12 protein-coding genes are annotated in these 13,189 nt (G+C 37.7%); 10 read left to right on the top strand and 2 right to left on the bottom strand.

Features of this window, described 5'->3' with window-relative positions; all coding sequences use genetic code 11:
• Nucleotides 1–42: 42 nt before the first annotated feature.
• Nucleotides 43–798 (bottom strand): DeoR/GlpR family DNA-binding transcription regulator, encoded by a 756-nt coding sequence (locus tag ACMGGO_RS18510; RefSeq protein ID WP_053075690.1) that lies wholly within the window; start codon nt 796–798, stop codon nt 43–45.
• Between the two features lie 152 nt (nt 799–950).
• Between ACMGGO_RS18510 and ACMGGO_RS18505 the strand changes: the two genes are divergently transcribed.
• The 5 genes from ACMGGO_RS18505 to phnX are packed head-to-tail and all read left to right on the top strand — an operon-like array spanning nt 951 to nt 6,226.
• Nucleotides 951–1,703 carry an ABC transporter ATP-binding protein gene (locus ACMGGO_RS18505; protein ID WP_048391952.1) on the top strand — a complete coding sequence of 251 codons (753 nt, stop codon included), beginning with the start codon at nt 951–953 and terminating at the stop codon, nt 1,701–1,703.
• Complete coding sequence (locus ACMGGO_RS18500; RefSeq protein ID WP_279494063.1) at nt 1,696–3,327, top strand: ABC transporter permease subunit; 1,632 nt, start codon at nt 1,696–1,698, stop codon at nt 3,325–3,327. Before ACMGGO_RS18505 ends, ACMGGO_RS18500 begins: the two co-directional genes overlap by 8 nt.
• Entirely contained in the window at nt 3,324–4,310 is a 987-nt protein-coding gene (locus ACMGGO_RS18495) for an extracellular solute-binding protein (protein ID WP_279494064.1), read from the top strand. Before ACMGGO_RS18500 ends, ACMGGO_RS18495 begins: the two co-directional genes overlap by 4 nt.
• 13 nt (nt 4,311–4,323) lie before the next feature.
• Nucleotides 4,324–5,424, top strand: a complete 1,101-nt coding sequence (phnW, locus tag ACMGGO_RS18490; RefSeq protein WP_279494065.1) for a 2-aminoethylphosphonate--pyruvate transaminase — start codon at nt 4,324–4,326, stop codon at nt 5,422–5,424.
• On the top strand, nt 5,414–6,226 hold the full coding sequence (gene phnX / locus ACMGGO_RS18485; RefSeq protein WP_374806182.1) for a phosphonoacetaldehyde hydrolase: 813 nt from the start codon (nt 5,414–5,416) through the stop codon (nt 6,224–6,226). The genes phnW and phnX overlap by 11 nt, the downstream gene beginning before the upstream one ends.
• Before the next feature lie 41 nt (nt 6,227–6,267).
• Here the strand turns inward: phnX and def are convergent, their stop codons facing one another.
• A complete protein-coding gene (gene def, locus ACMGGO_RS18480) occupies nt 6,268–6,825 on the bottom strand; it encodes a peptide deformylase (RefSeq protein ID WP_048391947.1) in 558 nt (185 codons plus the stop codon).
• A 394-nt stretch (nt 6,826–7,219) separates the two neighbouring features.
• Here def and pdhA point away from each other — a divergent pair, with 394 nt between their 5' ends.
• The 5 genes from pdhA to ACMGGO_RS18455 all read left to right on the top strand — a co-directional run bounded on the left by pdhA (nt 7,220) and on the right by ACMGGO_RS18455 (nt 13,189).
• A complete protein-coding gene (gene pdhA, locus ACMGGO_RS18475; protein WP_004224731.1) occupies nt 7,220–8,335 on the top strand; it encodes a pyruvate dehydrogenase (acetyl-transferring) E1 component subunit alpha in 1,116 nt (371 codons plus the stop codon).
• A gap of 3 nt (nt 8,336–8,338) precedes the next feature.
• Complete coding sequence (locus ACMGGO_RS18470; RefSeq protein ID WP_004224734.1) at nt 8,339–9,316, top strand: alpha-ketoacid dehydrogenase subunit beta; 978 nt, start codon at nt 8,339–8,341, stop codon at nt 9,314–9,316.
• Nucleotides 9,317–9,363: 47 nt separating this feature from the next.
• Nucleotides 9,364–10,713 carry a dihydrolipoamide acetyltransferase family protein gene (locus ACMGGO_RS18465; protein WP_066037206.1) on the top strand — a complete coding sequence of 450 codons (1,350 nt, stop codon included), beginning with the start codon at nt 9,364–9,366 and terminating at the stop codon, nt 10,711–10,713.
• 5 nt (nt 10,714–10,718) lie between these two features.
• The gene (gene lpdA / locus ACMGGO_RS18460; protein ID WP_004224738.1) at nt 10,719–12,134 is read left to right on the top strand and encodes a dihydrolipoyl dehydrogenase; all 1,416 of its coding nucleotides are present in this window, start codon (nt 10,719–10,721) and stop codon (nt 12,132–12,134) included.
• Nucleotides 12,135–12,406: 272 nt separating this feature from the next.
• Nucleotides 12,407–13,189: an SDR family NAD(P)-dependent oxidoreductase gene (locus tag ACMGGO_RS18455; RefSeq protein ID WP_279494071.1), complete on the top strand. Its 783-nt coding sequence runs from the start codon at nt 12,407–12,409 to the stop codon at nt 13,187–13,189.

The raw sequence follows: 13,189 nt of genomic DNA, 5'->3' as shown, positions 1-13,189 counted from the left end.
GTTGTGAAATTTACAACTAGTTGTTTTTTATTGATTAATGGTCTATGCCATATTGACGGTTTTTATTTGAACACCTTTTTCCGAAAAATGTTGAATCGTCTTTTTGGATAGTGCGTCATCTGTGATAATGACATCTACGTCATCCACTGGACAAACTTGAATCGCTACATCTTTATTAAATTTTGAGGAATCTGTAGCTACGTAGACTTTTTGAGAGATGGAAATAATTTGCTTTCTAGTAATCGCTTCATCCAAGCTAAAATCAGATATGCCTTTTTCAATTGAAACGCCACTAGCGCAAATAAAAGCTTTATTGATATTAAGATGCTCGAAGCGAAATAAAAATTCATTTGATGTCACTGATTTTTCAGAATGGCGTACTTTACCCCCAAGCAGTATAACCTCAATGTTAGAGCCGATTAGATCAAATGCTACAGGTAGTGAATTTGTCACCACTGTTAGTTTTTCCTTGTCCAATAAAAATGGTGTCATTTGATAGGTGGTTGTTCCACTATCAATGAAAATACATTCCCCATCTTGAACGAGCGAAGCACATGCTTTGGCAATGGCGATTTTCTCTGTTAACTGTTCGTGAAGTCGGTGATCAATTAGTCCTTCTACTGGCTCAATATATTTAACGCCCCCATAAAATTTTTCAATTTTTTTGTCTTGCATCAACTGTTGGACATCACGACGGATCGTTTCCATTGAAACGTTAAACTCTTTTGTAAGTGTTACTAATTTTACTACCTTATGTTGACGTATAAACTGCAAAATTTGGTGTTGCCTTTCTATCATATACATTTCATCACCTCTACTAGATATTTACTCAAAATAACCATAACTTTGTCAACAGTTGGTCAGAATTTACTCAACATTTACACAAATAAGCATTTTCCTTTACAAATAGTCTCTATACTGAAGCTAAGAACTGAGTGAGGTGACCCAATTTGTTAGAGCTAAAAAATATCTCAAAAAGCTATAAAAATAAAAAAGTTTTAGTAGATATCAATGTAACCGTCGAATCAGGTGAGATTATTTCTTTGCTAGGGCCGAGTGGCTGCGGTAAAACTACTTTGCTTAATATCATTTTAGGACTTGTAGATCCAACTGCTGGTCAGCTTGTCTACAATGGACAAGATATTTCCAAGCAATCAATGCAAGAAAGAGGATTTAATATAGTGTTTCAGGATTTTGCGTTATTTCCTCATTTAAATGCATACGACAATATCATTTATGGATTAAAAAATAAAAATGTGAAAATGTCCAAAGAGGAGATACAAGAATACATTGATTTTTTAGAGCTAGCTCCTCATTTGCATAAGAAGATTCATGAATTGTCTGGTGGGCAAAAACAACGCGTTTCCATTGCAAGAACACTCGTGATGCAACCTAAAATTCTATTATTAGACGAACCACTAAGTGCACTAGATGGCGTTATAAAGGAATCTATAAAGGAACGTATTAAATCCATCGCCCGTGAATTTAATTTGACGACGATTATCGTGACACATGATCCGGAAGAAGCCCTTACCTTATCGGATAAAGTCATCATTATTAATGAAGGTACAGTTGCTCAATTTGGCACACCTCATGAAATTGTTACAGCGCCAAAAAATCAATTTGTAGAAGATTTTATCTTAAGGCAGCTTCATATTAAGCGACATAACATCTATCAATTGTTTGGAGAAACATATGCTTAAAACGAATAAAATAATGAAATTAATTTTTCTACCGATTCTACTATTTTTTCTATTCTTTTTAATTGTGCCATTGCTTTATATGTTTTGGCAGTCATTCAAAATAGGCAATGTCGTTACCACTCAAAATTATATAGAAGCTTTACGGAATATCGAAATTCGTGAAGCTTTTACGAATAGTTTTAAAGTTTCTTTTGTAGCATCAGTGATTACAACCATTTTAGCCTTTTGGTTGGCCTATGCTGTTCATTTTACTACGATGCATCGCCATACAAAAAAGCTAGTTCAAATTGGAATTACCTTGCCGATGCTACTGCCAACCATCACCTATGGCTTTGTATTGATTTATACATTTGGGAATCAAGGAATTCTAACAAAACTAGTGGGGCAGCCTCTTTTTACAATCTATGGGTATAACGGCTTGGTGATCGGTTACGTCTTATACACATTACCAGTTGCTTTTATATTAATGCAAAACTCCATGCAATATATCGATAAACGTTTTTTACTTGTTTCAATATTAATGCATGATCAGCCAATGCGTCGTTTTTATCATACCGTATACCGTCCTATGGTTGGGTCAATTGGCGGGGCATTTATTTTAACATTTGTTTTAAGCTTCACAGACTTTGGAATCCCTGCATCGGTTGGTGGCAATTACAGGGTAATAGCTACTGAACTCTACCAAGCTATGTTAGGTTCCATTGTGCATTTTGAACGTGGAGCAGTCATTTCTGTGTTAATGCTAGTACCTGCTGTATTAGGTGTTGTCATGCTAACGATTTTAGAGCGCTTTAATTTTCAATATAAACAGGTTGGGCAAAGTGAACTTGTAAAGCATCGTTTACGAGACGCGCTATTTACAATTTATTCAATTCTCTGTGTAACAGCTGTATGTATTATTTTTTCAACCATGTTTATCGTGCCTTTTACCAAAGGCTATCCGTACGATTTCAGCTTTACATTAGAGCATGTTCAAAATGTACTCGCAGAGAAAGATTTAACAAAGGTTTACATCAATTCTCTCATCGTAGCGGTTCTAACAGCAATATTAGGTGTGGGCATAACATTTATGTCGGCGCTTCTTAATACAAGGACACCATTAAAGGGAAGAAAAAGCTTAGATGTAACTTCTATGATGACAAATACAGTTCCAGGTATGGTACTTGGATTATCCTACTTATTTTTCTTTAATGGAAGTTCTTTAAAGGGTACTTTTCTTATCATTATCGCATGTAATATCGTGCATTTTTTTACGACACCTTATTTAATGGCGAAAAATTCATTGCAAAAAATGGATCCTACGTGGGAAGTGACAGCTGAGCTGTTAAAGGATTCGTGGTTAAAAACCGTGATACGAATTATTTTACCGAATATTAGGCCAACGATTTATCAAATGTTTAGCTACTATTTTTTAAATGCGATGGTTACAGTCAGCGGTGTTATTTTTCTTGTCAGCACAAAGACAATGCTTGTATCGACAAGGATAAAAGAGCTACAGCATTTCGCAAAGTACACCGATATTTTTGTTTTATCGATATTCATTTTATGTACAAACCTCATTGTGAAATTAGGTTGTGATTATATAGCAGCACATAAAGAAAAAACGGAGGAGATTACAAAATGAAGAAGTCAACAGGCATGATGTTAGGGACAGTAAGTGCAGCAGCAGTCGTTTTAGCTGCATGTGGAGGAGTAGCAGCAGATTCCAAAGAGCAAGTCATCATTTATTCAAATGCTGATGATGAAGCTATTGAAGTGATGGAAACTACATTAGATGATAAAGGCTATAAAGGTAAGTATTTAATCCAGTCGTTTGGTACTTCTGAGTTAGGTGGCAAAATGATGGCGGAAGGGACAGATATTGAAGCAGATGTTGTAACAATGGCTTCTTATTTTATAGAAAGTGCACAAACCTCAAAATCTATGTTTGTGGATATTTCTTCAGACTTAAAGCCTCTTGATGGGAGTGTTACGTATGCATTACCGATTTTAGGCAATATAGGCTCTATCTTTATTAATACAGAGGTATTACAACAAAAGGGGCTATCTATTCCGAAATCCATTAAAGATTTGACGGACCCTGCCTATAAGGATTTAGTGTCATTCCCAAACATTATGGACTCCTCAACTGGGTGGCTTCTAGTACAAGCTATTATAAAGGAATATGGTGAAGAGGAAGGGGAAAAAGTTCTAGCCGAGTTAATTAAAAATGCAGGACCACATATTGAAAGTTCAGGCTCTGGCCCTATTAAAAAGGTGAAAACAGGAGAAGTTGCTACAGGCTTTGGTTTACGTATCCAAGCTATTGATGCCAAAAACGAAGGGTTACCGATTGATTATATTGACCCGACAGAAGGAAATTTCACTTTAACGGAATCTGTAGCTGTTGTAGATAAAGAAGGTGAGGAAGCATTAGCAAAAGAAATTGCAAAGGTAATTGCAACAGAGGCTCGTGATGGTCTTCTAGAGCAATATCCTGTAGCTCTATATGAAGGAGAACAAGTAAAGGACGAGCACGTTCCTACCTATTTGAAAAAATGGGATACTACCTTAACCGTAGATTTATTAGAAAAACACCAAGCCTTCTTTAAAGAAGCACAGCGATAAGGAGTTATAGCAGATGAGTAACTATAAATTATTGACGCCAGGTCCATTGACAACAACTGAAGCAGTGAAACGAGAAATGTTAAAAGATCGTTGTACATGGGATGACGATTATAAAAATGTGACACAAGTGATTCGTAAGCAACTCTTAAAATTAGCAAAAGTTGATGAAGCTGATTACACTACGGTACTAATGCAAGGAAGTGGAAGCTTTGTAGTAGAGTCTGTACTAACAACAGCAATTGGTGAAAATGATAAGGTGCTGATACTAACAAATGGTGCTTATGGTGAAAGAATTGTTGAAATGGCCAAAGCCTTAAAGTTACAGCATGTTGTTTATAGTGCTCCTTATGATGAACAGCCCTCCTTGTTAGAAGTTCAATCCTTCCTTAAAAGAGATAGGAGTATTACTCATGTAGCTCTCGTACATTGTGAGACGACTACTGGTATTTTAAATCCTATTAAAGAAATTGGGGAAGTTGTTCATTCGTTCAACAAAACGTTTATTGTGGATGCCATGAGTAGCTTTGGAGGCGTACCAATGGATTTATCAAGCTTGCATATTGATTTTTGTATTAGTAGTGCCAATAAATGTATTCAGGGTGTCCCAGGCTTTGGTTTTGTTATCGCGAATACAAGAGCACTGGAAAAATGTAAGGGACAAGCTCGAAGTGTTGCATTAGATTTGCATAGTCAGTGGGAAGTAATGAAGCAAGATGGGAAATGGCGTTTCACATCGCCTACACATGTAGTGGCAGCTTTTGCGAAGGCGCTTGAAGAGTTGAATGAAGAAGGCGGAATTCATGCCCGCTACAAACGCTATGCGTATAATAATCAACTACTTCGCTCTCGCTTGTCGGTGCTGGGATTTAAAGCGTATATTTCGGAGGAGCTTCAATCACCAATTATCACAACATTTTTATTCCCGTATAAAGAGTTTTCTTTTGAGCATTTTTATCAGGAAATAAAAAATGCAGGTTTCGTTATCTATCCAGGTAAGCTGACGGATGTCGATACATTCCGTATTGGCAATATTGGTGATATTCATGAGGAAGATATTCTTGCATTATGTGAAATCATTGAAAATTATATGGTGGTGAAAAACAATGAAAATTGAGACGGTTATTTTGGACTGGGCAGGCACTGCAGTTGACTTTGGTTGTTTTGCTCCTGTTAATGTTTTTTTAACAATTTTTGAAGATGCTGGTGTAATAGTTACACTGGAAGAGGCTCGTAAACCAATGGGGATGCTGAAAATTGATCATATACGCACCATGCTAGAAATGCCAAGAATTAAAGCAGCATGGCATCGTGTACATGGACAATCCTTTACTGAAAAGGATGTACATGTATTTTATAATCATTTTGAAACAAAATTAATGGAGTCTTTGGCGACCTATACAGATCCTATCCAGCACGTGAAAACAACAGTACAGCAATTAAGAGATGCAGGTATTCGAATAGGCTCTACAACTGGCTATACAGATGCAATGATGGAAGTAGTGACAAAGCATGCTGCTGACAAGGGCTATCAACCTGATTTTCTTGTAACACCAACACAGGTTGGTGATAAAGGGCGACCATATCCATATATGATTTTTAAAAATATGGAGGTATTAGGTTCGCAAGCGACGAAGCAAGTTGTGAAGGTTGGCGATACAACATCAGATATAAAGGAAGCCTTGAATGCAGGTGTTTGGGCTGTTGGCGTTATTATTGGAAGCTCAGAAATGGGACTATCCGAAGAAGAATTCAATGCCCTGTCTTCAGAAGAACAGCAACAAATCATAGAGAAAACAAAATGTGTTTTTGAAGAATCTGGCGCTCATTATACAATTGAAACAATGGCGGAGTTGCCAGCATTAATTGAAACGATCAATGCTCGGTTAAATATGGATAGACAATTAGAATGTAAATAATAATTAACCTCGGCAGAAGTAAAAAACTGCCGAGGTTGTTTTTAGTCGCGCTCATATGGGATTGAATCTGGTATTTCCGCAAATGGATTCTTTTCATTAATACGGTCATAAAACATAATGCCATTTAGATGATCTAATTCATGCTGAAAGGCAATAGCTGGCAAGCCCTTAAGGCGCATTTTTTTCTCTTCACCATCAATTGTTTTAAATTTTACTGTGATGCGTGCATGGCGAGGTACATACCCAGGGATATTACGGTCAACAGAAAGACATCCTTCTCCTGCTGATAGGTATGTGTTTTCAACAGAATGGCTAACGATCTTTGGATTTATGGCTACAAAGCTTAATTGTTCACCAGCCTCATCTTTTAAATGAAGAGCAAACATACGCTGTAAGCTATTTACCTGATTGGCAGCCAAACCAATGCCACTACGCAAATTATATTTTTCTGCCATTTCAGGATCTTGGCTGTTGATTAAATATTGAAGCATATCCTCAGCAAGCTTTCTTGTTTCTTCAGTTAAAGGGAATTTAACTTCCTCTGCTTTTGTGCGTAAAGTCGGATGACCTTCGCGGATAATATCATCCATTAAAATCATAATAGTAATCTTCCTTTCAACTTTGTAGTGCTTACTAATAAGTATACATCACGTTTTCGTACAATCCCATGAAAAAAGTCCTTATTTGAATATACTCAAAAAATTTTTCTAATGCTATTAGATTTTCGAGAATGGGGTATTCTACTAGGGGAAAACCTGTTGGAAAACGTAAGAGTTGTATGGTGTGAGTAAGGTGTTGTAATACAGAATTTGAATATTAGTAATACAGTATAGGACAGTTGTGTTTGATTGTTATTCTAGAAAAAATCTTTGTATATAGCAGTAATAGATGATTGACCGACAGTATTTTATTCAGTATACTGAGTGTCAAGAATAAGTTGTACTAGTTAAAAAGGTGATTTATTTTAATACAGCTGAAAGGGAGATGTGACAAATGAGCAAGAAAAACAATAATATTTTTGATGCTAAACAAACGCTAACTGAAATCGAAGATAAGTTTGAAATGTTTCAAATTTTGAATGAAGAAGGCGAAATTATAAATAAAGAGGCAGATCCGAAATTATCAGATGAGGAACTAGTTGAGTTAATGACACGTATGGTTTACACACGTATTTTAGATCAACGTTCAATCTCATTAAATCGTCAAGGACGTTTAGGCTTCTATGCACCGACTGCTGGTCAAGAAGCTTCACAACTTGCTTCTCACTTTGCATTAGAACAAGAAGATTGGATTTTACCAGGTTACCGTGATGTACCTCAAATTGTATGGCATGGCTTACCTCTTGAAAAAGCATTTTTATTCTCACGTGGTCACTTCATGGGGAATCAGGTTCCTGAAGGTGTAAACGTTTTAGCTCCACAAATTATTATTGGAGCACAATATATTCAAGCTGCTGGGGTAGCACTTGGTATTAAAAAACGCGGGAAAAAAGCTGTTGCAGTAACTTATACTGGTGACGGTGGTTCTTCTCAGGGAGACTTCTATGAAGGCATTAACTTTGCAGGTGCATTTAAATCTCCAGCAATCTTCATCGTACAAAATAACCAATATGCAATCTCAACACCTCGTGAATTGCAAACAGCTGCTAAAACAATTGCACAAAAAGGTGTAGCAGCAGGATTACCAAGTATTTTAGTAGATGGAATGGATGCGCTTGCAGTTTATGTAGCAACTCGTGATGCTCGTGAGCGCGCGGTTAATGGTGAAGGCCCAACATTAATTGAAACAATGTGTTACCGTTATGGTCCTCATACAATGGCTGGGGATGACCCAACTCGTTACCGTACTTCTGATACAGATAATGAATGGGCTCAAAAAGATCCTCTAGTTCGCTTCCGTAAATACCTAGAAGCAAAAGGTATATGGGATGAGAAAAAAGAAGAAGCAGTTATTGAGCGAGCAAAAGAAGAAATTAAAGAAGCAATCAAAAAAGCAGATGCTGCTCCAAAACAAAAAGTAACAGAATTAATGGAAAATATGTATAAAGGCGAAATGCCATCTAATCTAAAAGAACAGTATGAAATCTATAAAGAGAAGGAGTCGAAATAACCTATGGCACAAATGACGATGATTCAAGCAATTACAGATGCACTTCGCACAGAATTAAAGAATGATGAAAACGTTCTTGTATTCGGGGAAGATGTAGGTGTCAACGGTGGGGTATTCCGCGCGACAGAAGGCCTACAAAAAGAATTTGGGGTTGACCGCGTATTTGATACACCATTAGCAGAATCAGGTATTGGTGGCTTAGCAGTTGGCCTTTCTCTTCAAGGATTCCGTCCAGTTCCTGAAATTCAATTCTTTGGTTTCGTTTATGAAGTAATGGATTCAATTAGTGGCCAGCTAGCACGTATGAGCTACCGTAGTGGTGGCGTCTACAATGCTCCAGTAACAATCCGTTCACCATTTGGTGGTGGTGTGCACACACCTGAAATGCACTCAGATAGCTTAGAAAGCTTAATGACAGCACAACCAGGATTAACAGTTGTTGTTCCATCAACACCATATGATGCAAAAGGTTTACTTATTTCTTCTATTCGTAATGACAACCCAGTTATTTTCTTAGAGCATTTAAAACTATACCGTTCATTCCGTGAAGAAGTGCCTGAGGAAGCATACGAAATTCCACTAGGAAAAGCGGATGTAAAACGTGAAGGTACTGATTTAACAATTGTTGCTTACGGTTTAATGGTTCATGAAAGCTTAAAGGCTGCAGAAGAACTTGAAAAAGAAGGACATTCTGTAGAAGTAATTGACTTACGTACAATTCAACCAATCGATGTGGAAACAATTATCGCATCTGTTGAAAAAACAGGTCGTGCAATCGTTGTCCAAGAAGCTCAAAAACAAGCAGGTATCGCTGCGAACGTAGTAGCAGAAATTACAGAGCGTGCAATTCTAAGCTTAGAGGCTCCTGTTCTTCGTGTGGCTGCACCAGATACTGTGTACCCATTCCCACAAGCTGAAGGTGTTTGGTTACCAAACTACAAAGATGTAATGGAAACAGCGAAAAAAGTTTTAACATTCTAATAAAGCTTCTAAACTTGAACAACAGTAAATAGAAAGGATGGGTACAAATGGCATTTGAATTCAGATTACCGGATATTGGCGAGGGTATTCACGAAGGCGAGATTGTGAAATGGTTCGTTAAAGCTGGAGATACAGTAAAAGAAGACGATATTCTTTGTGAAGTACAAAATGATAAAGCAGTAGTAGAAATCCCTTCACCAGTTGAAGGAACAGTAGAGGAAGTTTTAGTAGGAGAAGGAACAGTTGCCGTAGTTGGCGATGTTTTAATCCGATTAGACGCACCTGGCTATGAAGACTTAAAGCTAAAAGGTGACGATCATGCCGAAGCAAAAACAGAGGCACAAGTTCAAGCAACTGCTGAATCTGGTCAGAACGTAGAAAAAGCTCCTGCTAAAGAGGAAAAGGCACCAGAAAAAGCTCCCGAAAAAGCTCCAGAAAAAGTGGAGACAGTAGTTGATGAAACAAAACGTGTGATCGCGATGCCTTCTGTACGTAAATTTGCCCGTGATAACGATGTAAATATTCGTGAAGTGAAGGGTACAGGCAAAAACGGTCGAATCCTTAAAGAAGATATTGAAAACTTCTTAAAAGGTGGAGGCACTGTAGAGGCTGAAACTACAAATATCGAAACATCAGAAGATACAGTTCAACAAGAAACGTCTACACCAGCAGCACCAGTAGTTCTTGAGGGGGATTTCCCAGAGACTCGTGAAAAAATGTCAGGTATTCGAAAAGCGATTGCAAAAGCAATGGTACACTCGAAACAAACGGCTCCTCATGTTACACTAATGGATGAAGTCGATGTAACAGCTCTTGTAGCACATCGTAAAAAATTCAAAGATATCGCTGCCGAAAAAGGTGTTAAATTAACATACTTACCATATGTAGTGAAAGCACTTATTTCAACTTTACGCGAGTTCCCAGAATTTAATCGCTCTTTAGATGATGCAACACAAGAAATTATCCAAAAGCATTACTATAACATTGGTATTGCAGCAGATACTGAAAGAGGCTTACTAGTACCAGTTATTAAGCATGCAGATCGTAAATCTGTATTTGCAGTGTCTAATGAAATTAATGAATTAGCGACAAAAGCCCGTGAAGGTAAGCTAGCACCACATGAAATGAAAGGTGCTTCCATGTCCATTACGAATATTGGCTCTGCAGGAGGACAATGGTTTACACCAGTTATTAACCATCCTGAAGTAGCAATTCTAGGTATTGGTCGAATTTCAGAAAAACCTGTAATAAAAAATGGTGAAATTGTAGCCGCACCTGTGTTAGCATTATCATTGAGCTTTGATCATCGTATGATCGATGGAGCCACTGCGCAAAATGCTTTAAATCATTTAAAGCGTTTGTTAAGTGAGCCAGAATTATTATTAATGGAGGCGTAACAAAAATGGTAGTAGGAGATTTCCCAATCGAAACAGATACTCTTGTCATTGGTTCAGGTCCTGGAGGATATGTAGCAGCAATTCGTGCAGCTCAAACTGGCCAAAAAGTAACAATCGTTGAAAAAAATGTACTTGGTGGAGTGTGCTTAAACGTAGGTTGTATCCCATCAAAAGCATTAATTTCAGTAGGTCACCGTTTTGAGCAAGCTAAACATTCAGATGACATGGGAATCATCGCTTCTGATGTGAAATTAGACTTCTCAAAAGCACAAGCATTTAAAGACAGCGTTGTTAAGAAATTAACTGGCGGTGTTGAAGGCTTACTTAAAGGTAACAAAGTTGAAATAGTACAAGGTGAAGCTTATTTCGTTGACGCTCATTCAGTGCGTATCATCAATGGTGAATCTGCTCAAACTTACACATTTAACAATGTCATTATTGCAACAGGTTCTCGTCCAGTTGAAATTCCAACATTCAAATTCACTGATCGTGTATTAAATTCTACTGGTGCACTTTCTCTACAAGAAGTACCTGGTAAATTAGTTGTTATCGGTGGCGGTTATATTGGTACTGAGCTTGGATCAGCTTATGCGAACCTTGGCTCTCAAGTAACAATTATTGAAGGCGGAAAAGATATTTTAGCTGGCTTCGAAAAACAAATGACGCAAATCGTGAAAAAAGGCCTTAAAAAGAAAGGCGTTGAAATTGAAGTTAACGCATCTGCAAAAGGCGTAGAAGAAACTGAAAACGGCGTAGTAGTAACTTATGAAGTAGGCGGAGAAGAGAAAAAAGTTGAAGCTGATTACGTATTAGTTACTGTAGGACGTCGTCCAAATACAGATGAAATGGGCCTTGCTGAAATCGGAGTTGAATTCGGTGAACGTGGTCTAATCAATGTTGACAAACAATGTCGTACAAATATTCCAAACATCTATGCAATCGGTGATATCGTAGCAGGTCCACAACTTGCACATAAAGCATCTTACGAAGGTAAAGTTGCTGCTGAAGCAATTGCGGGTGAAAAATCAGTAGTTGATTATCTTGCTGTGCCGGCTGTATGTTTCACAGATCCAGAAATGGCGACAGTTGGTTACAACGAAGAACAAGCAAAAGCTGAAGGCATTGAATACACTGCAGCGAAATTCCCATTCGCAGCAAATGGTCGTGCTCTTGCATTAAACCAATCAGAAGGTTTCGTGAAACTTGTTGCTCGTAAAGAAGACGGCTTATTAATTGGTGCTCAAATCGTAGGTGCTGGTGCATCTGATATGATCGCTGAAATGGGCTTAGCAATTGAAGGCGGCATGACTGCTGAGGATATCGCATTAACAATTCACGCTCACCCAACATTAGGTGAAATTACAATGGAAACTGCTGAAGTATTACTTGGCAACCCAATCCACATTGTAGCGAAAAAATAATTTGAATAAAGGAGTGTAGATAAAGCGAGACATTCGCTTATCTACACTCTTTTTTTAGCCAATGTTTTATATGAACAATTAATTTTTCTATTAGCTTTTTCCTGTAACAGGCTTGAATGATAATGATAAGTAATAAGTAGCTCCTCATGGAAAATATTCAATTATTATAGCTTTTAAATCGTATTTCTACCTTTTACAAGCTCCTTTGATTATTCTGAATAATCGATAAATGCTATAATGATAGCATTGTAGAAAGTAAGGAGGATTTAATAATGGAGCTTAATTTAACGGGGAAAGTAGCAATTATAACAGGATCGAGTAAAGGAATTGGCTATTATACAGCCATGCAGCTTGTTAAAGAGGGTGCACAGGTTGTACTTTGCGCTCGTGGTGAAAAACAACTGCAAGTGGCTGCAGGATGCATAAAAAATGAAACAGGCGTAGATGTATTAATTGTTCCAACTGACATTACAAAAGAAAAAGATTGTAAGTATCTCATTGAGCGTACTGTAGAGCATTTTGGACGTGTGGATATTCTTATTAATAATGCTGGTACAGCTTCAGCGAATTCCTTTGAAACGGTGAGTAGTGAGCTGTGGCAGGCAGATTTAGATTTAAAGGTATTTGGAGCTATTCATTGTTCAAAATATGCTGCTCCATATATGCGAAAGGCTGGGGGCGGTGCAATCGTTAATGTGACTGCCGTGATGGCTAAAACTCCACCTGCAAGTTCACTTCCAACTACTGTAAGCCGTGCTGCGGGGCTTGCCTTGACAAAAGCGATGAGCAAGGATTTAGGGAAGGATAATATTCGAGTAAATTCTGTATGTATAGGACTTATTCGTAGTGATCAAATCGAAAAGAAATGGAAAAAGGAAGAACCAAATTTATCATGGGAAGAATATTCTCGTAAAGTGGGGCAAGTAATTCCGCTGGGTCGTGTAGGTGATACGCAAGAAGCAGCAAACGTTATCACTTTTTTAGTATCTGATGCGGCGAGCTATGTTACAGGTACAGCTGTTAATATTGATGGTGGCTCTGGTCACGCATTATAG

The sequence above is a fragment of the Lysinibacillus sp. BNK-21 genome, from assembly GCF_048684915.1.
GTDB lineage: Bacteria > Bacillota > Bacilli > Bacillales_A > Planococcaceae > Lysinibacillus > Lysinibacillus capsici.
The sequence above is the reverse complement of the archived record's forward strand: the minus strand, read 5'-3'. Positions and strand labels throughout refer to the sequence as shown.